This window comes from Methylobacterium tardum, assembly GCF_023546765.1.
Lineage (GTDB): Bacteria > Pseudomonadota > Alphaproteobacteria > Rhizobiales > Beijerinckiaceae > Methylobacterium > Methylobacterium tardum.
Map to the genome: position 1 here is coordinate 3,665,843 of NZ_CP097484.1, position 23,213 is coordinate 3,689,055.

Consider the following 23,213-nt stretch of genomic DNA (forward strand, 5'->3'; position numbering starts at 1 on the left):
CGCCCGCCATTCCCCCTCGCGAAGGAACGGCGCCTCCTCGTCTTTCGGCCCACTGGTCGCTGAATCCCGCCACGGGTCGCCTGGAGTGTGCCTGGGTTCGGGCGCCGGGCCCACTGCAGGCGGCCGCGGTTGCCCAGGATCGCCCTGGACGTCTTGCGTTGCCGGAAGCGGCGTGAGACGGGGGCCCGCAAAGCTGCCCTCCCCCGACCCGCGCGGACAGGCGAGGCGTCCTTCGTTGGCGGATCTGCGCCGCGACGTCAGCCGGCCCGCGCGCGGCGGCCGCGGGCGCAAGACATCCGTACGACGCCAGTGACCGAATCGAGGCTGCGGTGGATTCCGGGGTTGCCCGCCAGCCCATCGCCGTCCACGACGGGCCGGAGGGGCGCCATGGCGCGATCGGGATCCGGCCGTCATCGAGATGTCTTGCGGGTTTGTGACTGACGCCCATGCCTTCGGGGCGACGTTCGCGGGCCTCGCCCCGTCGGAGCGAAAGCCGCCAATCAGACGATTCATCGCCGGCGTGCGACGTTCGGAAGTTTAGCCATGCGTACCCTAGTCAGGCTTGCGATCGCCGCTCCATGGTGCGTCCCGTTGATCCCGGAGGCGGGAGCCGCGGACCTGGGGATCCCCGCGCCGTCCGCGGCCAGCTTCGTCGATTGGTCGGGGCCGTACCTGGCCGGGCAGGCCAGCGGGGGCGCGTCGTACGGGGGCTTCGACCTCGGCGCGCCGCGCGTCGGGGGCCGGACCCTCCCCGATTTCCGGACAGGCGACGGGGCCGGGCGCAACGACGCCGGCCGGCGGGCGACCTCCGCGGTCGGCGGCCTCGCCCTCGGCTGGGACTGGCAGGCCGGGCAAACGGTGATCGGGCTGGAGGCGGACCTCTCGGCGGCATCGCTCAAGCGGCCGGTCCTCGGCACGACCCCCGGCTTCGGCTACGAGCGCCGCGACGGGCTGGACGGGCTCGACATCGTGCGGGCCAAGACCGGCGCGTACGGCACGCTCCGCGCGCGGCTGGGCTACAGCTTCGACCGCTACCTCGTGTACGGGAGCTTCGGCCGGCGGCCGCCGACAGCCACGTGCTGTCGACGTTCCCGGGGCAGGACGGGACCGCCCCCGACCGCGGCCGGCGCGAGTTCGGGTCGGTCGGGTTCACGTTGGGCGCGGGCATCCAGTTCGCCATCCTCCCGAACTTCGCGCTCGGCATCGACTACCGCTACCTGGACCTCGGGCGGACCGACCGCCTCGGGCTCGGCTTCGTGCCCGGCGCCGACGGGGGCCCCTTCTCCGCGCGCGTCGGCGCCGCCTCGAACCAGGTGTTGGCCCGCCTTTACTGGTTCCCGGGGGGCCTCGCCCTGCCGCCCGAACCCGACGACGCGGCGCCGCACGATCCGGACACAGGCAATTCCGACCGCATCTCGGTGCACGGGCAGACGACCCTCGTCGCGCAGGGCGTGCCAAACTTCCGTTCGCCCTACGTCGGCCCTCAGAGCCTGGTCCCGAGCCAGACCCAGCAGACCACGACCGCGACCGTGTTCCTCGGCCTGAGGCTGACCGACAGCACCGAGCTCTACTACAACCCGGAGTTCAGCCAGGGCTTCGGCCTCAGCCGGACCACTGGCGTCGCCGGCTTCCTGAACGGCGAGGCGCAGAAGGCCGGCGCCGCGGCGCCCCGGCTGCGGTCGAACCGCTACTACGTGCGCCAGACCTTCGGGCTCGGCGGCGAGACCGAGACCGTGCCCGACGGGCCCAACCAGTTGGCCGGGACGCGCGACGTCGAGCGGGTCACGGTGGTGGCCGGCAAGTTCGCGCTCGGCGACTTCTTCGACGGCAACGCCTACGCGCACGACCCGCGCGTCGACTTCTTCAACTGGTCGCTGTGGGCCTCCGGCGCCTACGACTTCCCGGCCAACCTGCCAGGCTACACGCAGGGCGTCATGGTCGAGTACAACCGGAGCGCGTTCGCCGTCCGCGGTGCCTACACGCAGGTCCCGAAGGAGCCGTCCAGCGACGTCCTGGACCCGAGGGTCCTCCGGCGCGGCGGGGCCACGCTGGAGTTCGAGGAGCGCCATACCCTTCCGCTCCTCCACCAGCCGGGCAAGCTGCGCGTCGGCCTGTTCAGCAACGAGGGCGTGACCGCGAACTATCGCGACGTCGTCGCCCTCACGCAGGCGGGCGCGTTCGCCGACGCCAACGAAGCCGCGGCCGCAACGCGCCGCCCGAGGCGCAAGAGCGGCTTCTACGTCAACCTGGAGCAGGCCCTGACGGCCGACCTCGGCTCGTTCCTCCGGTTCAGCGACGGCGACGGCCGGACGGAGAACCTGTCGTTCGCCGACATCGACCGCTCGCTCTCGGGCGGCCTCTCGCTGAAGGGGGCCGGCTGGGGAAGAGCGCAGGACACCGTCGGCGTCGGGGCCGTGATGAACGCCCTGTCGCCCTCGCACCGGGCATACCTCGCGGCGGGCGGCCTCGGCCTGGTCGTCGGCGACGGGCGGCTTCGGTACGCCGCCGAGCGCGCGTTCGAGGCGTACTACGCCGTCGGCGTCAGCAGGGCCGTGACGGTGACGTTCGACTACCAGCACGTCGACAGCCCGGGATACAACCGCGACCGGGGGCCAGTGGACGCCTTCGCCACGCGCCTGCACGTCGACTTCTGACGGCATCGAGACCAGGGAGACGAGCCGACGGGCTCGACGGCAAGCCGTCGTGGCGGATGCGGCAGCGCCGGATCGGACCTGACGCCAGGGCCGTCTGGGTCAGCGCAGTCGCAGGTGGGATCCCGCGAAGGGCGGGAGTGCGATCCATGCGTCGGTTTCGGTCTGGCCCGATGCTGCATAAGCCTCGGACAGCCTCTCGAAGGCGATCTCGTCCCACGCATAGCAGTCGACTGGCCGAAATCCGATCGGTTGGCTGCGGCCGGTCCTGATCGCGTCGAGAAATCGGGGATTGGCGACGTACAAGACGTCCGGCCCCGTCGCGAGGATGACGCGTTTCAGGGGCTCCCCGTCGTAGGCTCGTACCAGGGCGAGATGCGCGTGATCCATCGAGGCCTCCATGGCCTGTTCGTGCCACCGATCCCCGTTTGATCAACCCTCTGGTTCCGCGGCGATTCGAGTGGCTGACCTTAACGAAACAGTAAGGCACCTTTGGCGAAACAGAAGGGCTTTGACGATGCCGCGACTTGCTGAGGGGGTGCGAATTCCGCCGGCCCCGTTTATGTTTCGCTGAGCGCCGTCTTGGCTGTAATCACTGTCCTGCGCGATCACGGCACGCCAAATCCCATCGGCGAAATGGCGTTGCAGCACGTGTCTCAGAGTATGCGACGGCAGGTGCTCTCGGGCCTGAGGTTTCTGCGGCTGATCGATGCCCGTGGCCGTGCGCTGCCGAGGCTGAAATCCCTGGTTGTGGCGTACGAGACTCCGGCATGGCCGACCGTGCTGACGGGCGTGCTCAAGGCGGCTTACGAGCCGCTGTTCCAGCATGAGCTCGGCACGATGTCGCCGACTGTGTTTCAGCGCCTGTTTCGCTCGCAGTATCCCTCGACGGATGGCGTAACGCGGAAGGCCCTGACGTTTTTCATCAGCGCGGCGCGGTCGGCCGAGATCCCGTTGAATGGGGATCTCTTCGAGGGCCGCCGCGTGCGACGGGGTGGGCAGCGGCGGGAGGCTTTGGGCCGCGAGAATGGCGGCCGTGTCGAGCCCGTCGGCGACGCACAGGATGAGACCCCGAGCCTTGGCGAATCGGGGGGCGAGGAATCCCCAGGAAAGGTGATCGCGGCCGATGACGGGCACGCGGCGCTCGCCTTTCTGACGGACCTTCTCGGCGAGGCCCGTATGACGGGACAGGAGCAGGAGGCCGTGTGGACCCTGGTGAAGTATGTCCGCCGCTGCCGCGACCACGCGCATCGCGCTGCGTGACGACTCTTGATCCGGTTCGTGCCTGACTGCGTCTGGTCTCATGGCGTCGTCAATTTGACCGGTCTCGGCCAGGGGACGCCCCGCGCCGCCGGAGCTTGGGGCCCGTCGCGCGCAGGATCCGCGCCGCACGGATGCGCCGGTAGCGTGGGTTGTCGATCCGCCGCAGGCGCTTCAGGCGTTTGTCTTGAAGGACGGGGAGGAAGGTCCGGTCGCGGCGAAAACCTTCGGGCAGGCGGAGGATCTGGCGCGCGAGATCGCCGGGCCGGGCGACTTTTCGGAACATCCGCTGAGTGAGCCCGGCTTCGCCGGCGGCAGTGAAGAAGCGGCGCGGCCAGTCTTCGATCCACGCCGCGACGGTCTCGGCGATGACAGCACAGTCGCCGGCACTGAGACACCGCGGGCAGATCTGAAGCGCGTGCCGGATCCGTGTGCGGCGATAGATCCCGGCCGACAGGATCAGGGACGCATCGCCCGATCCCCGCCCGAACCGACGGCGAGGGGCATCCAAGGTCATCGCGCGGACCCGGTCGAGCGTCAGGCCGGCGCGACCCGCGAGATCGGCGAGCCATGCGGTGTCCGCGACCTGGTCGAGATCGCGGTTCCACACCGGTCGGTCCGGCCACCACAGTGCGGCGAACGGCTTCACGACCTCCAGGGTGATGCCGTGATCGGCGGCCGCTTCCGCCGCGCGCTCAGGTATAGAGCCCTGATCGACACAGGCGAGGTTCACGCTGTCACTGGTTGCCCTCTGCACGGCACAAGCGAGCGCGGCCACGGCTGCGCGATCATCGGCGTTGGCCGGTGTGACGTGCAGAGCCAGCACTTGGCCGAGCGTACCGACCGCTGCGTGCAGCTTCGAGCCACGGGTGCGCTTGTGACCGTCCCAAGCGGCGCGAGCGACGCTCTCAGGGGTCGAACGCGGGGTGCGGCTGTCGTGCACCACGGCCGAGGGCTCCTCGGCACGACCCGCAGCCAGGCGCAACACGGCGCGCAGGTTGTGGATCAAGCTCTCGAAGCAGCCGGGCCGCAGCCAACGTTGCGCCTGATCGTACACGGCGTGCCACGGCGGCAAGTCATGGGGCATCGCGCGTTGACCTGACCGGCTGGCTTTGGACCGGGCTGATTGAGAGGATCAGCCGGGACCGAAGGAGCTGGGTATGAAGCGGGGTCAGAAGACGAGCGCAAAGCAGGTCGTGCTCAAGCTGCGCCAGATCAAGATCCTGACGGCACAGGGCAAGAGCTTGGCGCTCGCATGCAAGGAAGCCGAGATCCCAGAGCAAAGCTACTATCGCTGGCGCAAAGATTACGGCGGCTTACAGATCGATCAAGCCAAGCGAATGAAGGAGCTGGAGCGCGAGAATACCCGCCTGCACCGGCTGGTCGCCGATCTGTCCCTTGAAAAGCAGGTGCTCGCGGACTTCGCCGCGGGAAACTTGTAGCCCCCGAACGACGCCGGCAGGCGGTCGATGGTGCCCGAGAGAAGCACGGTCTCTTGGAGCGCCACGCCTGCCGGATCGTCGGCCAGCACCGGGGCACGCAGCGTTACGTGCCCACGGTTGCGGCCGACGAGGATGAACTGACCCGCGCCATCATCGCCCTGGCGTCCGAGTACGGCCGCTACGGCTACCGCCGCGTGACCGCGCTGCTGCAGGCGGCCGGCTGGCGGGTGGGCAAGGACCGGGTTCAGCGCATCTGGCGTCGTGAGGGGCTGAAGGTCCCAAAAAAGCACCGACCGCGCAGCCGCCTCTGGCTGAACAACGGCTCGTGCGTGCGGCTGCGCCCGCTCCACCCCAACCACGTCTGGAGCTTCGACTTCGTCCAGGCGCAGACCCATGACGGGCGGAGCCTGCGCGTCCTGACGCTGATTGACGAACACAGCCGGGCCTGCCTCGCGCTGAAGGTGGCGCGGCGCATCGGCAGCCTCGGCGTGATCGAGGCGCTGGCCGACGCGATGTGCCTGCACGGCATCCCGGAGCATCTCCATTGCGACAACGTCCTACGTAGCGATGAAGGACGGCTGGCCGTGCAACAGGTCTCCGTCCGCGAACATGCGCCCGCGGTGTGTTTGTCGTCAACGTCGATCCAGGCGGCTCCTGCCGATCCGGAAGAACTCTCGGCCATAGCGAACACAGGATCCAGCCGATGCACGCGGCACCGTGGTCCTCACCGTCCTCAACACGAGATGTCGATCCAGGCAGGAGACCCGAGCATTATCTACAGGGTCGTGGTTCTCACGCCCTCACGGCTCTGCTGAGAGGGGTTCTCCCACCGCACCGGCCCCTCGACGAAGGGCCGGTAGTCGGCACCGGTCTTGATGACGGCGTGCACCACGCGCGCCATCTTGGCGGTGATCGCGGTCAGCGCCTTACGCCGCAGGTCGGCATTGTGCCGGTCGCGGGCGATGTAGCGCTCGAACTTGTCGCGGAAGCCGTTCTCCCGCTGCCGGATAGCGACCTGTCCGGCCAGCCAGAGCGTACGCCGGAGCCGGGCGTTGCCGTACTTCGACAGCTTGGTCTGGCCGCGGAAGGTGCCGGATTGCTGGGTGGCCAGATCGAGCCCGCAGAACTTCAGGAACTGCCGGTGATGGCTGAAGCGGCGCAGGTCGCCGGCCTCAGCCAGGATGGTCAGGGCGTTGATCGGGCCGATGCCGGGGATGCGGCGCAGCAGCTTGTAGTCGGAGCTGTCGGTCAAGAGGGCGTCGGCCGTGGCCTCGATGGCGTCGCGCTGCTGGATCAGCCCGCGCGCCTCGCCGATGACGAGCCGGAACATGCTCACCGCCGGAGCGTCAGGCGGCACCGGCAGGCCGATCGAGCTGTGGGCCGTCTCGTAGATGTCGCCGAGCAGTTGCGCCTTGGCGACCTTGCGCCCGACGACATCCCAGGCGGCGGCGATGAAGGCTTCCTTGCTCAGCGCGGTGATGCAGGCGGGCGTGGGGAAGCGATCGAGGAAGGCGAAGAACCAGTCCGAGCGGCTGTTGTGGCGGAAGCGGTCGACCTCTGGGAAATACAGCGGCAGGTAGTGGGTCAGGATCCGATGCAGCACCTCGGTCTTGGCCCGCGAGACGGCGTCGTGCGTCTTGGACAGCTCCTGCACGTCGTTGATGCCGGCGGCGAGCGGGTCGTGATACACCTGCGAGGCGCCGATGCGGATCATGTGCAGCATGACTTGGGCGTCCTTCGGGTCGTTCTTGTCCCAGCCGTTGTGCAGGGCCTCGCGGGTGCGGGCGAGCCCCACGGAGGAGATCAGGCGCACGGCAAAGCCGGCCTGGAGCAGGCGCCAAGCGATCGGGCGGTGATAGTTGCCGGTGGCCTCGAAACCGCAGGTCACCGGCTGGCCGAGGTTCGACAGGAGCGCGATCAGACGGTCGTGCTCGGCGCGGGTGTTGAGGACGCTCAACCGGCGTCGTCGGCCGGAGCCGGGCACCTCGATGAGGACCTCGTTGCGGGCCTTGGCGACGTCGATGGCTACGAGAACGCCGGCCGGCGGCGTAAGCTGTGGTCTGGTCATGGTCGATCCGTCTCCGGAATGAGGCTTCGAACACCGTCATTCTAGAGACCTGTCGATCGGCCATGACCGCCCAGGGCGGCGCGCTGCGCTCAGCATGGCTTCGCGCGCCGCCCCAGAGCCGTCGAGCCATCTTCCCGATGTGCTATGGCCCCGAGATGATTGCGAAGGCGCTGCGCAAATGGGTCGCCAAGACGGGCCCGCAGATCCAGTACATCACCCCAGGCTCGCCGTGGAAGAACGGGTACTGCGAGAGCTTCAACGGCAAGCTGAAGGACGAGTGCCTGAGGCAGGAGATCTTCTACTCGCTCAAGGAGGCGCAGACCGTGATCGGGATCTGGCAGAACACATACAACCGCGTCCGGCCGCATTCGTCCTTGGGCTACCGGCCGCCCGGGCCCGTCACCTTCCCGGATCTGGCCTTCCGGCCTCCATGGTCGCTGCCATGCAGTAGCCTCTCACTCGGCCCGGTCCAAAATACCGGTCAGGTCACCCGTGCCGACGGCCGGTGAGGAAACTCGCAGGGATCGACAGGTTTCGCGAAGCGGCTCGGCCGTTCGAAGCCTAACGATGTCCAGGGCGCGGCGAACACGCCTACGGCGCGGAAGGCCCACGGCAGCTTGGTACGCGTTTACCGAACCTCGCCCCGAGACGACGGCCCGTCCGATCGGGGAGCCGCGGAGGGGGCAGCGGGTCAGATGGACGGGCTCGGTCCATCGAGACCCGGACGATCGTCGGGCGATGGCGCCGTCTCTTGGTCCGGAGCACCTGCGGCGATGAAATCGAGGAGGGCTTGTTCCCGGTCGATTGGCCCGTTCGTCGCCGCCGGACGGCGTTGGCCATCGACGTCGAATGCCTCGAAGTGGAGTTGCGCGTTGCCGACGTCGCCGAAGGCCGCCCTGATCGGCTTGGCGTGGTATTGGGGGAGTCGGTTCGCGGCGAGCTCGTACCAGACTTTCTCCCGGATCGTTTCCACCATGCCCGAGGGTGCGAAGAGCAGGCCGCGAAGGCCCTCCAGATCGTCCTGCGCCTTCAGGGTCGCGACGACGCACGCGATGTGCCGGGCGAGCTTGCGGGCGTTGCCGACCTCGAAGCGCTTGCTCCCGTCGCCGGGACGATCGCCTCGGAGAAGCAATGCCGTCATCACCGGGTCGCGCCTTACGAGTCGGGCGATGTCGTCGGCCGCCGCGAAGGCGGCCACGGCGTCGCCGGCCTCGATCGCGCGCCGGGCCTCGCGGACGCCCGACATGAACGCCTCTCCCGTCGGGGGCAACGGCCTGCGGGTTGCCAGCCGGTTCCGCACGCACTCCTCGTAGGTGGCGCCCGGGTACACGGTCTCGGTCTGCGTCTCGGATCTGACGGTCGGCCGCTCAGTCCCTGCCGGCATCAGGGAGGCCAGGTGGTCGGCGAGCTTCCGACCCAGGCGGTCGACATCCCCGTCGGGGCCGCTGAGCATGACTTGGTAGTTCACGTGCACGAAGGGATCGACCGGGGCGAAATAGAACGCGCGCGACAGCCCGAGGACCTGCTTCACCCGTTCGCGGATGTTGTCGGGCGCGGCATGGAGCACGGTTCCGGGTGCGACCGCCTCGATCCTGGATGTCCAGGACACATGCACGCCACAGGCGCGGGCCTCCTCCATCGCCTCGGTCATTGCCCCCCGGACGCCATCCTTCAGGCGAGCGGCCTGGACGGAGACGCAGGCGCCGACGATGCCGAACAGCTCGTCCATCCGGTGCTCCACCATGGATTGGTCGAGACACTGCACCGCTTCGTCGCCGCCCGCCTCGGCCAGCGACGCGCAGAGGTCGCCGAGGACCGCGCCGCGGTTCGCCTTTGGGAGGGCCTGGTTGAGGGCGAAGGCGCGAGTCTCGTCCGGATGTCCCACCGCCGGAATCGAGCGCGAGAGTCCGATATGGCAAAAATGCGTGACCCGCACGGTGGGGCCGACAGAAGAACTTATTTCCATGGATGTCATGACTGGCCCGTCCCGCTCAGTGCACCATCGAGCCCGATGCCCGATCGTCCCGGCGAAGGTTGGTCGGGGGGCTTGCAACCCACAACCTCGGCCCACGCCGCCGACGGGAATGGGCCACCCGGCTGATCCTGCCCCGCCGACGGCCCGGCCACCGCGCCGGGACCGCACAAGAAAGTTCCGCGATCACCGGGGCACATGCGTCACCGCCCTCGCACCGTGCCAGAGCACAATGGCTGGGCCGTCTAGGGGCCGGGAACGGCTGCGCGGCGCTCGGCTTCACGATGCCGGTGATGGACGGGTTCCACTCTCTCGACAGGCTCCCGGGGCTGCCCGGCTGCGCGAAGGTCCCCGTGGTGGCGCTCAGCGCACGGGACGTGACGGCGACCGAGCGCGACCGCCGTCCGAGGCCGACCAGGCTGGCGCAACGGCGAAACGAGCCCGCAGAACATCGCCACGGGAGATGCGCAAGCTCGACAATCAGCAGACGGACGGCGCGAACGCCGCCACGACGCACGAGCCGGCACGGGCTCGGCGGGCTGACCACTGCGACGGCCTGCCCGTCGTCGCCGCTACCCGGGACACCATGGGTTCGACTTCGGCTCAGCCCGCGAATGTCTGGAGCGCGGCTTCGATGCGGCGGGGGTCGAACGGCTCGCCGAGCACGATCCCGCGCTCCGGAATCTTCGAGGCGTCCAAGGGCCGCGACGGGACCATCAGCAACTCGATAGGCGGCCAGCGGTGGCGGATCGAAGGCGGGCTGCATGCCCGCGGTGGAGCCGCGCATGTCGAGGCCGGTGAACACCGCGTCGATCTCGCTTGTTGGCCGGCAAGGTCGGCGAGCCGTGGTCCCATGCCGCGCCCCTCGGCGACACCGTCCCGACGCCACGACGATGACCGGGAGGCCCACCGGAAGGGGGCACGGCCGATCCGCGGCACCCATCGGCGATCGCCTGTGGATCCACGACATGGTCGCGCACGCTTAACTCGTCCGACAGGGACTTGTGCGATCAGAGGGATTCAACGGGTTTCGAGGCCGCGCCATGCTCAACGTCGTCGGATGCCTCGTCGAAACCCATGATCTCCGCCTCGTCGTCCTGGCGGCCGCCACCTGCGGACTGTCGGCGCTGACGACGGTCTGCCTCGTCGACCACGCCCGCCGGACCGCCGCCTGGGTCCAGGTCGGCTGGCTCGCCGTGGCCGCCTTCGCGGGGGGATCCGGCATCTGGGCGACGCACTTCATCGCCATGCTCGCGTTCGCGCCTGGCGTCCCGGGCGGCTACGATCTCGGTCTCACCGCGCTCTCCCTCGTCCTCGCGATCGCGCTGGTCGGCGCCGGCGTGGCCCTCTCGGTCTCCGTCGGGGGGCGTGCGGCCGCATGGGCCGGCGGTGGCGTCGTCGGGCTCGGCATCGCGGCGATGCACTACACCGGCATGGCCGCCTACGACGTCGCCGGGCACAAGGCGTGGGACCCCGCCGCCGTCGCGGCCTCGCTCGCCCTTTCCGTCCTGCTCGGCGGGGCCGCCCTGTCGGCCCGGCCGGGCGGGCGAGGCCTCGCCCGCCAGCTTCCCGCCGCGCTCCTGCTGCTGCTCGCCATCTGCGGGCACCATTTCACCGCGATGGGCGCCGTCACCGTTACCCCGGACCCGACCATGGCCGTCTCCGAGGCCGCGGTCCCGAACGCGTGGCTGGCCGTCGCCGTCGCGCTGGCGAGCTTCACCATCCTCCTCATGGCCGGCGCCGCGCTCGCGCTGGACCTCCGCGACCGCCGGCATGCCCAATTGGAGGCCGACCGCCTGCACAGCCTCGCCAACGCCGCCGTCGAGGGGCTCGTGGTCTGCACGGGCGACACCGTCGTCAGCGCCAACCGCAGCTTCGCCAAGCTCGCCGGCCGGCCCCAGGCCGGCCTCCCGGGCTCGTCCCTGTCCGCCTACCTTCCCGGGGAAGCGACACGCCTCCTCATGGCCGGCCATCCCGAGCGACCGGTGGAGGTCGAGCTTCGGCGCGCGGACGGCACCTTGATCCCGGTCGAGGTGATCATGCAGCCGGTCGAGCATGCCGGGCGGCCCCACTACGCCGTGGCCGTGCGCGACCTGCGTGCCCGTCGCCAGGCCGAAAGCCGTATCGCGTTCCTCGCCCACCACGACGCCCTCACCGGCCTCGCGAACCGCGCCAGCTTCGGCCAGCGGCTCGACCTTGAGATGCGGGCGGCGGACGTGGGGGGACGCAAGCTCGCCGTGCTCTGCCTCGACCTCGACCGCTTCAAGGAGGTCAACGACCTGTTCGGTCACGCCGCCGGCGACGCGATGCTGGAGGCCGTCGCCCGCATCGTCTCCGCGGAGCTCGACGGCACCCAGACCATGGCGCGCCTCGGCGGCGACGAGTTCGCCGTTCTGATGCCGTGCGAGCATGCGACCGCCGCGGGGGGACTCGCGGAGCGCATCCTGGAGGCGCTGCGCGCCGGCCGGGCTGAGGGGGGCGGCCCCAGCATCGCGACCAGCATCGGCGTCGCCCTCTACCCGGACGACACCCGGGAACGCGCGGCGCTCCTCAACTTCGCGGACACCGCCCTGTATCGGGCCAAGTCGGAGGGCCGCGGCACGTACCGCTTCTTCGAGGCCCGGATGGGCGCGGAGGTGCACGAGCGCCGCTCGCTGGAACATGACCTCCGCCATGCCGTCGCCCGCGGCGAGATGGAGCTCGTCTACCAGCCCCAGACCGAGGTCGGCACCGGCGAGGTCATCGGCTTCGAGGCGCTGCTCCGTTGGAGGCACCCCGAGCGGGGCCACGTCCCGCCGTCCGTGTTCATCCCCATCGCGGAGGAGAGCGACATCATCCTTCGGATCGGCGAGTGGGTCCTGCGCGAGGCCTGCCGCGAGGCCGCGGGCTGGCCAAGGCCCTGTCCATCGCCGTCAACGTCTCGGCGGTGCAGATCCACTCCCCGGACCTCGTCGGGCTGGTGCACGAGGTGCTCCTCGGGACCGGGTTGGCCCCCGGACGGCTGGAGGTCGAGATCACGGAGACGGCGCTGATCAGCGACCCGAACCGGGCGCTCCTCACCCTGCGGCAACTCAAGGCGGTCGGCGTGCGTGTCGCGATGGACGATTTCGGGACGGGCTACTCGTCGCTCTCCAACCTGCGCTCCTTCCCGTTCGACAAGATCAAGATCGACGGCTCGTTCACGCGCGCCGTCGACACCAACGAGCAGACCGCGGCCATCGTGCGCTCGGTGTTGGGCCTCGGCCGGGGCCTCGGGCTTCCGGTCCTGGCCGAGGGGGTCGAGACCGAGGCCGAACTCGGCTTCCTCGCCGCAGAGCGATGCCATGCGGTGCAGGGCTATCTCCTGGGACGCCCGTCGCCCATCGCGGCGTTCTCCCGCCATACCCATGGGATCGTCAGGCAGGATGCCGCGTGACACCCCCGGCGAGCGAGAGGCACGCCATCACCGAACGGTCGCGCGACGGATCGCCCGAATGGCCAAGCGGGCGGAGGACGCGGTCGCCGCCGACCTGAAGCAGGCTTTCGCCGGAGAGGCAGCGGAGCGACCGCGCCCCGCGACTGAGCGGCGTTCGGCCCGATGACCATCATGCTCGCCCCGGCCTCGAACACCGCCTCGCGCGGCCTGGTGAACGCCGGTCCTCCGTGACGCGCGGCGCAATCAGGGTCGCGGGCCGTCTGCCCTCGGGCTCGTCATCGAATCCTCTCTGACCGACCGGTCCCTGGCGTCGCCGTCCTCAGGCCGGGATGCGGTCGATGCCGCCAGTTTCCTCTTCCGCCACGCCGTTCTCGCGATGGCGGAACGCGCTGAGCGCCCTGTACACCTGCAGCCGCGCCCGCATGACGGAGCCAAGCGGCCGGTGCGCCGCGAGGCTATGCGCGGGACGGAAGGTCATCACCTCGTCGAAGTAGTTCACCCGCTCCGGGGAGTAGGCGTCCTGGGGCGGCAGGCGAACCGTCGCCACCGTGCGGTACGGGCTGACCGAGACCGGCCAGTCGACCGAGGCGTCCTCGATGGGCTGCTTGTCGGCGTCGGCCCAAAGCTGGACCCTCAGCTCGTAGACGACGTCGTGCTCCCGAAAGAAGTCGACCGTGGCGTGCCGGAACCCGTTTTCGTCCTGATGGGGGTCGAGCCGCCATTCGGAGAGCGCGCGCTGGGCGTCGGTCACCGGCACGGCCCCGAGCTTGGCCACGTAGTCCCCGAAGCGGACCGGCGCCTGGCTGAAGTAGCTGTCGGCGAGCGGATGGCTGTAGGGGTGGCCGAAGAAATCGGCCATGGCGCTCTCCGTGCCGAAGGCGTGTAGGACACGGTTGAGGTTACGCGCGGTCGAGGAGACTGCGCTCTTCACCCCCTCCGGCATCCCCGTCGACTTGCCGATGACCGTGCCGTCGCGCAGGAACCCCGCCGCCGTGCCGGACGGGAAGGTCGTGCCGGTGGCGAGGACGAAATCCTGGGTGTCGACCGCGTGGCCGGGCAGCTTCTCGCCGGGCACGTCGAAGACCTTGATCGACATGCCGCGGTGGGTCGAGACGCGGTCCCCCAGCGTTTCGCCGGGGCCTTGCGCGAAGCGCACCGCGACCGGATGCGTCCCCGGAGTGGCGAAAAGGCCCTGAGCCAACTCGGGCGGCAGACCCTCTGCGACCACCAGTTCGCCGGTCACGCAGGCCGAGCTCTTGGCGTGGCTCGCGCGCACCGCATGGTGCTCGCGCGCCTCGACGGCCCGTGACTGCCGGGTCATCCCCTCGATGATGCCGTCGATGGTCTTCTGCTCGTCCGGCGCGGGGGTCTCGATCTCGGCTGCGTAGCGCAGGTAGTCCATGGCCGACCTCCTCAAGGATGTGCCCGTATCGGGCGCCACGCTCGACGCGAGACGATGGCTGCACCGGGCGGACGTGCCGGCTCCCGGGTCGCCCCCGGGACTGCCGCGCGCGTGTGCCATGATCGGGGTACTGGCGGCATCGCCAACCGTACCTCGACAAACGCAGCCCAGGCCCTTCGTTCCCCGAAACTCGGCGACGGACGATTGAGTCATGCCCAATTCGGAGCGCACGTACGCCCTGGCAATTCGATCCCGGGTGTTCCGCCGACTGCGACCAGCGGCGCCGCACAGCGGAGACCCTGTCGTTCGCGCAGGCGCAAGGCCTCCGGCGGTCGAAATCCGCCCCCTCGTACCCACCGCCGGAGGCTGAACGGCGCCCGCGGCGGCGCCGGCCCTCGCTGGAGGGCAAGACGTCGATGCGCCCTCGACCGCACCGCAGTCCGAACGCCTTGCGTTCCGGATGTCGAGGGCTGACTCTATGAGCCCAGCGTACCGGCGCGGTCAGGGAGAAGCGCTCATGCACCTCGTCATGCTACCGGGTGATGGCATTGGACCTGAGATCTCACATGCCACCCGCCGCGTGCTGGAAGTCGTCGACCGGGCGCTCGCCCTGGGGCTCACCTTCGAGGAACACGAGATCGGGCTGTCCCGCCTCGCGAGGGATGGCTCGACGTTCCCGGAGGCGGTGTTGGAGCGCTGCCGGGCGTCGGACGGGGTGATCCTTGGGCCGGTCTCGCACTCGGACTATCCGCCCCGCGAGAAGGGTGGGATCAACGGCTCGGCGCTGCTGCGGCGCGAACTCGACCTCTATGCCAACATCCGGCCGTGCCGCTCGCGTGAAGGGCTGGCCTATTACGGCCGCACGCCCATCGACCTCGTGATCGTCCGCGAGAACACGGAAGGGTTCTACGCCGACCGCACGATGCACATGGGCACCGGGGAGTTCATGCCGACGCCCGACGTCGCCATCGCCATGCGCAAGGTGACCGCCAAGGGCTCCGAAAGGATCGCCCGCGCCGCTTTCGAGATCGCCCGCACCCGGCGTCGGCGGAAGCTGACCTACGTCCACAAGGTCAACGTGCTGAAGATGTCGGACGCCCTGTTCCTGAAGGAAGGCCGCCGCGTGGCGGAGAGCTATCCGGATATCGCCACCGACGACCAGTTGATCGACTCGATGACCGCGATGCTCGTGCGCGATGCCGCCCGCTTCGACGTGATAGTCACCACCAACATGTTCGGGGACATCCTGTCGGATCTCGCCTCCGAGTTGTCGGGCAGCCTCGGTTTGGGCGCGGCGATCAACGCAGGCGACCAGCACTGCGTGGCGCAAGCTCAGCACGGCTCGGCGCCCGACATCCAGGGGCAGGACAAGGCCAACCCATGCTCGCTGGTGCTGTCGGCCGCGATGCTGCTCGATTGGTTGGCAGATCGGCTCGACCGTCCCGATCTTCGGCGGGGCGCGGCGGCGATTGACGCGGCCGTCGATCACCTGGTCAAGGACCCAGCGACCCGCACACGCGACCTCGGTGGCCTGCTCGGTACCCAGGCTTTTGCGGAGACCCTCTGCAAGGAAGTCGAAAGCCGGCTTCGTCATACGCGGTAGGTCGTCAGCCAACGACGCGACTGGCCCGCCTTCCCCCGGTGCGGACCTCGCGAGTGGGTGCGCGGCTCGCGTCGCCGACCCTGCGACGAGCGCGACGGCACGGTTCGATTCGACCTGCGAGGAATCGGGCCGGCCTGTGGCCCGTCTCGACGGGCAGGCGCGGCGCGATGCGGGGCCAACGGCCCGAAACCGCGCGCCCTGTCCGGGCCGGATCGGCCACGATCGGACCGCGCGCATCCGTGCGACCCGCACGGCCGGCTATCCTCAACCTAGGATAGCGGACCCGGAACGGCGCGTTCGGTCTTGGATTCGCGGACCAAATCAGAATACGGTCGTGGGCCAGGCGGCGACAACGCGCGGCGGCCCGCGGAGCCAGATCACGTGGCAAGGGTAAGCAGAGCCAAGGGGCGTTGGGCCGCCCTGGTCTTGGTGATGGCGTTCGTTTCCGTCCCCCGTCGGGTGGGGATGCCTCGGCGCAGGGGGTCGATCAGGCCACCCGCGCCGCACAGAACGACCTCAGGGACCTTGGCTTCGACCCTGGCACGATCGACGGCAGGTGGGGCCCGCGGTCGTTGGCTGCCCTCAGACGCTTCCAGCGCGGCGAAGGTCTCCCCGAGAGCGGAAGGGCCGATCCAGACACGCTGGCGCGCTTGCGGCAACGATCCAGGCAGCCGTCTGCGGCTTCGCCGATCGCCAAGGCCCCGGAGCCCGACGCGACCGCGCGCTCCCCGCTGCCATCCGTCGGTGTCGCACAAGTCCCGGATCCCGATGCGCGAGCCAAGGAAAGCCCGGCGCCGACGTCGTCGGCCCAGGATGCCATCGATAGCGACAGCCCCGACGGACACACCGGGGGGGCGAAAGCCGCCGCGCCTTCGGTCTCCGGTCAAGCGTCGGGAGAGTCCAGGGCCAACGCGCCGAACCCCGCCGCCGAGCCACGATCGCAAGCGCCGGGGACTTCGAGCCAGTCCCCGGCCCCCGCCTTCCCCCTCGCCACGCTCGCGCTGGTCGGCGCCATCGTACCCGGCGCCCTGCTGGCCGCCTGGGGCGTGCGCCGCAGACGCCGCCAATTGGTCCCGTCCACGCCGGAGACCATCGACGCCGGGCTTAGGGACGGCGAGCCGGCTCCATCGACCGGCCTGCCGCGCGAGGCACCCGTGGGTTTGCGCGCTGCACGGCCGGCGGCCTCGAACCACGTCGCCGTCATTCCCGAACCGAGGACGCCGATGGCCGACCCGAGCCCGATGACGGGGCTCGTCGGCTCCACGGAGGTCCCGGCGCCGGACGCCGTCGCCGATCCGCCGGCGGATGATCCCATTGAAGCGACGGATCGATCCGGCGCGATCGATCCCGGACAGGATCCGGAGAGCCGCCGCGCGCCGGTCCGGCGCCTGCCTCGAACCCTTTCGTCGCGCGATCGCCGGAGACGGCCGACGACCGCTCGTGCCACCCGCCGGCCATCGCCCCGCGTTCCCCGGATGCGGCCGCGCCACCCCGGGCATCCGAACCCGCGACGCGTCCATCGAAGCACAGGCTTGCCGGCGACCGGACGTGGGTCCCCGCCGGCGTCGGCGTGGCCGTCGCGGGCCTGACCCTTCCCGGGCTCGTCTACGTCGGCAGGACCTTGCCGCCGGCCAAGGGGGCGAACAGAACGACAACTGCCTGGTCGACCCCGGGCTCGCCGTCCCCAGGACCACCTCCGACACCGCCGGCCGGCACCTGGAATACTGCCCGTCCTACGGGAGCATGAAGCCTTCGTCCCGTCGGGCCTACCTCGAATGGCTGGCCGGCGACCGGGCCGCTCCGGGGACGCCCATCGGCTACGTGTTCCTGTACCTTTACGGGCTCGAACGGCGCGGGGTGCTCGAAGGATCGGCCGAGGACAGGCCCGCCATCCGAGCGGAAGTCGAGCGGCTCCTCTCGGTCTACGGCGACAACGGCTCGTTCCGCCACTACGCGAGCTGCCTGCTGGCGGCGCTGGACGCCCTGTCGCTCGTGCCCGGGACGGATCCGGCGCCGGTCTTCGAGCCCAGCGGCTACGAGCTGCCGCTGTCGGTGCGCTTCGCCGTCGGCTCCCGCATCCGCGACGGCAAGCCGGTCGAGGGCGTCTGGCTGCTGGCATGGACGATGTCCCACCCCGAGACGCGCGTGCGCACGCCGGCGCGCCGCGCCTTCGACCGCGTCAGGGACGAGTTCGTGGCGGAGTTCGAGCGCCGGCATCCGTCCGGCGGCCTGCCGATCAAGTGGCGCAAGGGCGCGCCGTCCCCGGCCTTGTACCGGGCGGCGAGCCGGACCTTCGAGGTCGACCTCGCGCTCTTCGGGTCCGAGCGGATGCCCGACCTCGCGCGTCACGCGGACGCGCTCGCCCTCGGGCGCGAGCTGCTCGACCTGAGCTCCGACCGGCTGGACGCCTACAGCCGACACCTGGGCAAGGAGGCGGGCCGAGCGTCCCCCCTCTCGCTCCAGGCCCTGGCCCTGTTGCCGGCCGGCCAGCGCGAGCGCGCGGCGGACGCGCCGGCCGCCGCCCACCTCTCGTGGCTGCGCGAGCGGGCGGAGGCGTGCGCCCCGGTGCCGCTGGCCGAGCTGGGCAGGCGCGTGGCCGGGCGGTCCGATGCGGGAGCCACCGCCGCCAAGCCGCGGGAGCTGGCCGACGTCCTGTGCCGCTTCGGGATCGGCCTGATCCCCGACCCCCGCTTCCCTGTCCGAGCCCCGGCGGCGGACGTGACGCTGTTCGCGTTGACCGGGCCTCGGGACGCCGTGGACGCCCCGTCCGCGGCTTACGAGGCTGCGTTCCTCACCCTGTCCGTCGGCATGCTGATGGCCCGCGCGGACGGCGTCGTGACCGAGGACGAACGCGCGGTCCTGCGCGACCTGGCTTCCGATGCGCCGGGCCTCGGCCCGGACGAGCGCTTGCGGCTGGGTGCCGACGCATCGTGGCTCGAAGCCCACCCGACCGAGCTCACCTCGATGCGCGCCCGGCTCGCCGGGCTGGACCCGGAGCGGAAGCGGGCCGTCGCCGACACGCTCGTGCGCGTGGCGTCCAGCGACGGCCGCCACCACCGGGCCGAGATCGCGCTGCTGGAGAAGGCGTTCCGTCAGATGGGCCTGGACCTCAACGGCTTGTACTCGGCGCTGCACGGGGCCGCGCCGGCGGCGGCGCCGGACGGGCCCGTGCTCGTCGCGCGCGGCCCGGCGCGCGAGGCGGCCTTCCTCATCCCCGGCGGCCCCGAGGACGGGCGGGAGCCGTCGGGCCGTGCGGCCGCCGACGCGTCCCGACGGGCGGAACGGGGACCGCCCGCGCCGGCGGGACGCGTCGATGCGGAGCGCCTGGCCGCCATCAGGTCGGAAACCGAGGCGGTGAGCTCCGTCCTCGCCGGGGTGTTCGACCTGGACGCCGACCCCATCCGTGAGGCGCAGGGGGCGCCCCCCGAGGCCGAACCGGCCCCGATGGCCGCCCCCGGGGCCCCCGACGGCGGGTTCGATGGCCTCGACGCCCGGCTCGCCGGCCTGATGCGCGCCCTCGCGGGGCGACCCGAGTGGCCGAGGGACGCGTTCGACCGCCTGGCCCGCGAGCGCGGGCTGATGCCCGGCGCGGCGATGGAGGACCTCAACGCGTGGTCCTTCGACCGATTCGACGACCCGCTCGCCGAGGAGGGCGACCCGGTCCTCGTGAACGTCGGCCTGATCCCGGCCCACCTTTTGGAAACAGCATGACCGTCACCGTCACCAAGCCCGCGCCGAACATCAGGCCCCGGGACCGCGACACCATCGTCAACGCACTGCGGGCGGGGGTCGTGCCGCGCCTGGGCCTGCAGCACATCCAGGTGGGGCGCCGAAGGGAGATCGAGGCGCTCCTCGCGGACGTCTCGCGGGTCGCCGACGGCGGCGCGGCGTTGCGTTTCGTCGTCGGCGAGTACGGTGCGGGGAAGACGTTCTTCCTCTTCCTCGTGCGCCAGCTCGCCCTGGCCAAGAACCTGGTGGTGATGCAGGCCGACCTCGCCCCGGACCGCCGGCTCCACGCGACGGGGGGCCGGCGCGGCTGCTGTACGCGGAGCTCGCCCGGAACCTCGCGACCCGCGCGGCGCCCGACGGCGGGGCCATGCGCAACGTCCTCGAACGTTTCGTCGCCAGGGCCGTCGAGGACGGGAAGCGCCCCGGGCGCGCGACCGAGGACGCGATCCGGGCCGGCCTCGCCGAGTTGCAGGAACAGGTGGGAGGCTACGACTTCGCCACCGTGGTCGCCGCCTACGCCGCGGCCCACGAGGACGGCGACGAGGCACGGCAGGCGAACGCGCTGCGCTGGCTGCGGGGCGAGTACGCGACGCGGACCGAGGCGCGCCAGGATCTCGGCGTCCGCGGCATCATCGACGACGGGAACGTCTACGACAGCCTGAAGCTCCTCGCCCGCTTCGTACGCCTCGCCGGCTATGACGGGCTGTTCGTCTGCCTCGACGAGCTCGTGAACCTCTACAAGCTCCAGAGCCCCCAGGCCCGCAACCAGAACTACGAGCAGATCCTGCGCGTCCTCAACGACGTCCTCCAGGGCACGGTCGAGGGCCTGGGGTTCGTCCTCGGCGGGACGCCGGAGTTCCTGCTGGACACGCGGCGGGGCCTCTACTCCTACGAGGCGCTCCAGTCCCGGCTCGCGGGCAACAGCTTCGCGACGGACGGCCTTGTGGACCTGTCCGGTCCCGTGGTCCGGCTGCAGAACCTGACCCCCGAGGAGATGCTGGTCCTGCTCGAACGCCTGCGGGACGTGTTCGCGGGCGGCGACCGGGCCCGCCACCTGGTCCCGGACGAGGCGCTGCACGCGTTCCTCGACCATTGCCGGGCCAGGGTGGGCGACGCCTACTTCCGCACGCCCCGCAACACGGTCAAGGCGTTCGTGGACCTCCTGGCCGTGCTGGACCAGAACCCGGGGGCGGACTGGCGCGAACGGCTCGGCGCCGTGGCCATACCCGAGGACGGCGCCGCCGACGCTTCGGCGCCCGCGGACGACGGCGACGGCGAGGCCGCGGGGACCGACGACCTCGCGCGCCTGCGGCTGTGACAGGCGCGCGGGCGCCGGGCGCCCACGTCGTCCCCGACGCGGCCTCGACGGCCTTCGAAGCCCTGGCCGAGCCGGTGCGCCGCTGGATCTGGCGGCAGGGCTGGACCGCGCTGCGCGAGGTCCAGGAGATGGCCGTCCCGGCGATACTGGCGGGCGGCGACGTGATCCTCTCGGCCCGCACGGCCGCGGGCAAGACGGAGGCGGCGTTCCTGCCGTTGCTGACGCGCGTCCTGCCGCGGCTGGACGGCGGGAGGCCCGGGTTCGCCATCCTCTACGTCTGCCCGCTGAAGGCGCTGATCAACGACCAGCACCGGCGCCTCGAAGGCCTGCTGCAGGCCTGCGACGTCCCCCTGCACCGTTGGCACGGCGACGTCCCGGCCGACGCGAAGCGCAAGGCGCGCGAGCGCCCCCAGGGCGTCGTGCTGATCACGCCGGAATCCCTTGAGGCGACGCTGGTCCGCCGCGGACCCGACGCGGCGCGGCTGTTCGGGGCGCTCGACGCGGTGGTGGTGGACGAGCTGCACGCCTTCGTCGGCACGGAGCGGGGCCGCCAGCTCCAGTCCCTCCTGACGCGCGTCGAGGTGGCCTGCGGGCGCGACCACGTCGACCGCGTCGGGCTGTCGGCCACGTTGGGCGACATGCGCCTCGCCCGGGAGGCGTTGCGGCCGGGCGCCCCGGATTCGGTCCGGCTCGTGGAGAGCCGCGAGGGCGGCGCCGACCTGCTGCTGCAGGTCCGCGGCTACGAGCGCCCGCCGCGAAATGGCACCGGGAGCGAAGCCGCGGACGCGCGTCGCGAAGGCGCCCCCGACGCCGACGGTCCGGAGCGCGCGGAACCCGTGAAGCCGGCCCCGGACGCGAACGGGGCCGACGAGCCGATCGCGTCTCACCTGTTCGAGGTGCTCCGCGGCCGCCGCAACCTCCTGTTCGCCGGATCCCGGCAGCGGGTGGAGGTGTATGCGGACCGCCTGCGCGCCCTCGCCGAGGACGCGCGGCTCCCCAACGAGTTCTTCGCCCACCACGGCAACCTCGCCAGGGCCGAGCGCGAGGCGGTCGAGACCCGCCTGCGCGAGGACGGCCGGCCGACGACCGCGGTGGCGACGACGACCCTGGAGCTCGGCATCGACATCGGCGACGTCGAGAGCGTCGCGCAGATCGGTCCGGGCCCATCCGTGTCGTCGCTCCGCCAGCGGCTCGGGCGGTCCGGCCGGCGGCCCGGCATGCCATCGGTCCTGCGCATCTACGTCGCCGAGGAGGCGGCGGGGCCGACGCTCCATCCGGCGGACCGGCTGCGCCTCGACCTCGTGCAGGCCGTGGCGACCGTCGACCTGCTCCTGGAGCGCTGGTGCGAGCCGCCGCGGGTGGGCGGGCTGCATCTCTCGACGCTCACACACCAGGTGCTCGCGCTCGTCGCCCAGACGGGGGGCCTGCGGCCGGACGCCGCCTGGAGGACGCTCTGCGGGCGCGGGCCGTTTCGAAACGTCTCGCGCGACCTGTTCGTCGAGCTGCTAAGGGCGATCGCGCGTCCCGAGGCGGCCCTGGTCGAGATGTCGCCGGACGGCTTGCTGATGCTGGGGCCGGCCGGCGAGCGTCTCGCGGAGGGCCATCAGTTCTACGCCGTCTTCCAGACGGACGAAGAGTACCGGGTCATGGTCGTCGGCGGGAAGGTCCTGGGCACGGTGCCGCTCGACCTGACGCTGGCGCCCGGGCAGACGATCATCTTCAATGGCCGCCGATGGCGGATCGAGTCCCTGGACGCACGGGCCAAGGTCGTCGTGGTGGCTCCCACGAAGTCGGCGTTGCCGCCGAGGTTCGGCGGCGGATGGTCGGGCGTGCACGACGCCGTCGCCGCGGCGATGCGGCGATGCCTGTCCGGCACCGGGATGCCCGCCTACCTCGACGCCGGGGCTCGCGCGCTGCTCGACCAAGGCAGGGCGGCCTTCCTGGGGTACGGCCTCGACGGGACCTGCATCGCCGAGGTCGGGCGTGACTGCACGGTCCTGCCGTGGGTCGGCGCGGCCAAGCTTGAGACGTTGGCCTTGACGCTCCTGGCCCGCAACCTGCAGGCCACGCCCTACGGCCACGCCGTCGAGGTGCGGGGTTGCTCCGCGGGCGACCTGCGCGCCGTCCTCACCGACATCGCCGGCTCCCCGCCCCCCGACGCCGGCGCCCTTGCCGGCCTGGCGGCGAAGCCCGTCCGCGAGAAGTACGACGGCTACCTGACCGACGCCCTGCTCGCCCGGTCGCTGGCGGTCGAGCGGCTGGAGGCGGACGCCGTCCCTGACGTCGCGCGCCGCATCCTCGAACCCGGCGCCTGACGCGGTCGGCGCGGCCGACCGCGGCATCCGGGACACGG

General features: G+C 71.1%; 8 protein-coding genes and 7 pseudogenes. 10 read left to right on the plus strand and 5 right to left on the minus strand.

The genetic code is table 11. From position 1 onward, the window contains the following. Positions 1-543: 543 nt before the first annotated feature. Positions 544-2,654: pseudogene (locus M6G65_RS17545) on the plus strand (carbohydrate porin). 99 nt (positions 2,655-2,753) lie between these two features. On the opposite strand, the gene M6G65_RS17550 reads toward M6G65_RS17545, so the two are convergent. Then, positions 2,754-3,053 carry a hypothetical protein gene (locus M6G65_RS17550; protein WP_043075192.1) on the minus strand — a complete coding sequence of 100 codons (300 nt, stop codon included), beginning with the start codon at positions 3,051-3,053 and terminating at the stop codon, positions 2,754-2,756. 180 nt (positions 3,054-3,233) lie between these two features. Here M6G65_RS17550 and M6G65_RS17555 point away from each other — a divergent pair, with 180 nt between their 5' ends. Beyond that, a complete protein-coding gene (locus M6G65_RS17555; RefSeq protein WP_250102633.1) occupies positions 3,234-3,914 on the plus strand; it encodes a hypothetical protein in 681 nt (226 codons plus the stop codon). Between the two features lie 640 nt (positions 3,915-4,554). Here M6G65_RS17555 and M6G65_RS17560 read toward each other — a convergent pair. Then, positions 4,555-5,004, minus strand: a pseudogene (locus M6G65_RS17560) (transposase); the annotation flags it as partial. Positions 5,005-5,071: 67 nt separating this feature from the next. On the opposite strand from M6G65_RS17560, the pseudogene M6G65_RS17565 reads away from it, so the two are divergent. Beyond that, a pseudogene (locus tag M6G65_RS17565) lies at positions 5,072-5,907 on the plus strand (IS3 family transposase); the annotation flags it as partial. Between the two features lie 238 nt (positions 5,908-6,145). Here the strand turns inward: M6G65_RS17565 and M6G65_RS17570 are convergent. Continuing rightward, positions 6,146-7,421, minus strand: a pseudogene (locus tag M6G65_RS17570) (IS110 family RNA-guided transposase). 146 nt (positions 7,422-7,567) lie between these two features. Between M6G65_RS17570 and M6G65_RS17575 the strand changes: the two are divergent. Continuing rightward, a pseudogene (locus M6G65_RS17575) lies at positions 7,568-7,930 on the plus strand (integrase core domain-containing protein); the annotation flags it as partial. 182 nt (positions 7,931-8,112) lie between these two features. On the opposite strand, the gene M6G65_RS17580 reads toward M6G65_RS17575, so the two are convergent. Then, positions 8,113-9,396 carry a hypothetical protein gene (locus M6G65_RS17580; RefSeq protein WP_250102634.1) on the minus strand — a complete coding sequence of 428 codons (1,284 nt, stop codon included), beginning with the start codon at positions 9,394-9,396 and terminating at the stop codon, positions 8,113-8,115. Positions 9,397-10,436: 1,040 nt separating this feature from the next. Between M6G65_RS17580 and M6G65_RS17585 the strand changes: the two are divergent. Further along, a pseudogene (locus M6G65_RS17585) lies at positions 10,437-12,808 on the plus strand (bifunctional diguanylate cyclase/phosphodiesterase). A gap of 319 nt (positions 12,809-13,127) precedes the next feature. On the opposite strand, the gene M6G65_RS17590 reads toward M6G65_RS17585, so the two are convergent. Next, positions 13,128-14,210 (minus strand): catalase family protein, encoded by a 1,083-nt coding sequence (locus M6G65_RS17590; protein ID WP_043074875.1) that lies wholly within the window; start codon positions 14,208-14,210, stop codon positions 13,128-13,130. A 517-nt stretch (positions 14,211-14,727) separates the two neighbouring features. Here M6G65_RS17590 and M6G65_RS17595 point away from each other — a divergent pair. From M6G65_RS17595 to M6G65_RS17615, 5 genes and pseudogenes are all read left to right on the plus strand, one after another. Then, positions 14,728-15,813 (plus strand): isocitrate/isopropylmalate dehydrogenase family protein, encoded by a 1,086-nt coding sequence (locus tag M6G65_RS17595; protein ID WP_043074874.1) that lies wholly within the window; start codon positions 14,728-14,730, stop codon positions 15,811-15,813. Positions 15,814-16,223: 410 nt separating this feature from the next. Further along, positions 16,224-17,402: a peptidoglycan-binding domain-containing protein gene (locus tag M6G65_RS17600; protein WP_250102635.1), complete on the plus strand. Its 1,179-nt coding sequence runs from the start codon at positions 16,224-16,226 to the stop codon at positions 17,400-17,402. After that, positions 17,362-19,524: a tellurite resistance TerB family protein gene (locus M6G65_RS17605; protein WP_250102636.1), complete on the plus strand. Its 2,163-nt coding sequence runs from the start codon at positions 17,362-17,364 to the stop codon at positions 19,522-19,524. Before M6G65_RS17600 ends, M6G65_RS17605 begins: the two co-directional genes overlap by 41 nt. Then, positions 19,521-20,860 (plus strand): annotated as a pseudogene (locus M6G65_RS17610) (ATP-binding protein). Before M6G65_RS17605 ends, M6G65_RS17610 begins: the two are co-directional and overlap by 4 nt. Then, entirely contained in the window at positions 20,857-23,175 is a 2,319-nt protein-coding gene (locus M6G65_RS17615; protein WP_250102637.1) for a DEAD/DEAH box helicase, read from the plus strand. The pseudogene M6G65_RS17610 and the gene M6G65_RS17615 overlap by 4 nt, the downstream one beginning before the upstream one ends. Positions 23,176-23,213: the final 38 nt, after the last annotated feature.

What these genes read in the sequence shown, in the direction of transcription:
- M6G65_RS17580 (WP_250102634.1), bottom strand. Translation starts at nt 9,396, where the DNA reads ATGACATCCATGGAAATAAGTTCTTCTGTCGGCCCCACCGTGCGGGTC.
- M6G65_RS17590 (WP_043074875.1), bottom strand. Translation starts at nt 14,210, where the DNA reads ATGGACTACCTGCGCTACGCAGCCGAGATCGAGACCCCCGCGCCGGAC.
- M6G65_RS17550 (WP_043075192.1), bottom strand. Translation starts at nt 3,053, where the DNA reads ATGGAGGCCTCGATGGATCACGCGCATCTCGCCCTGGTACGAGCCTAC.
- M6G65_RS17595 (WP_043074874.1), top strand. Translation starts at nt 14,728, where the DNA reads ATGCACCTCGTCATGCTACCGGGTGATGGCATTGGACCTGAGATCTCA.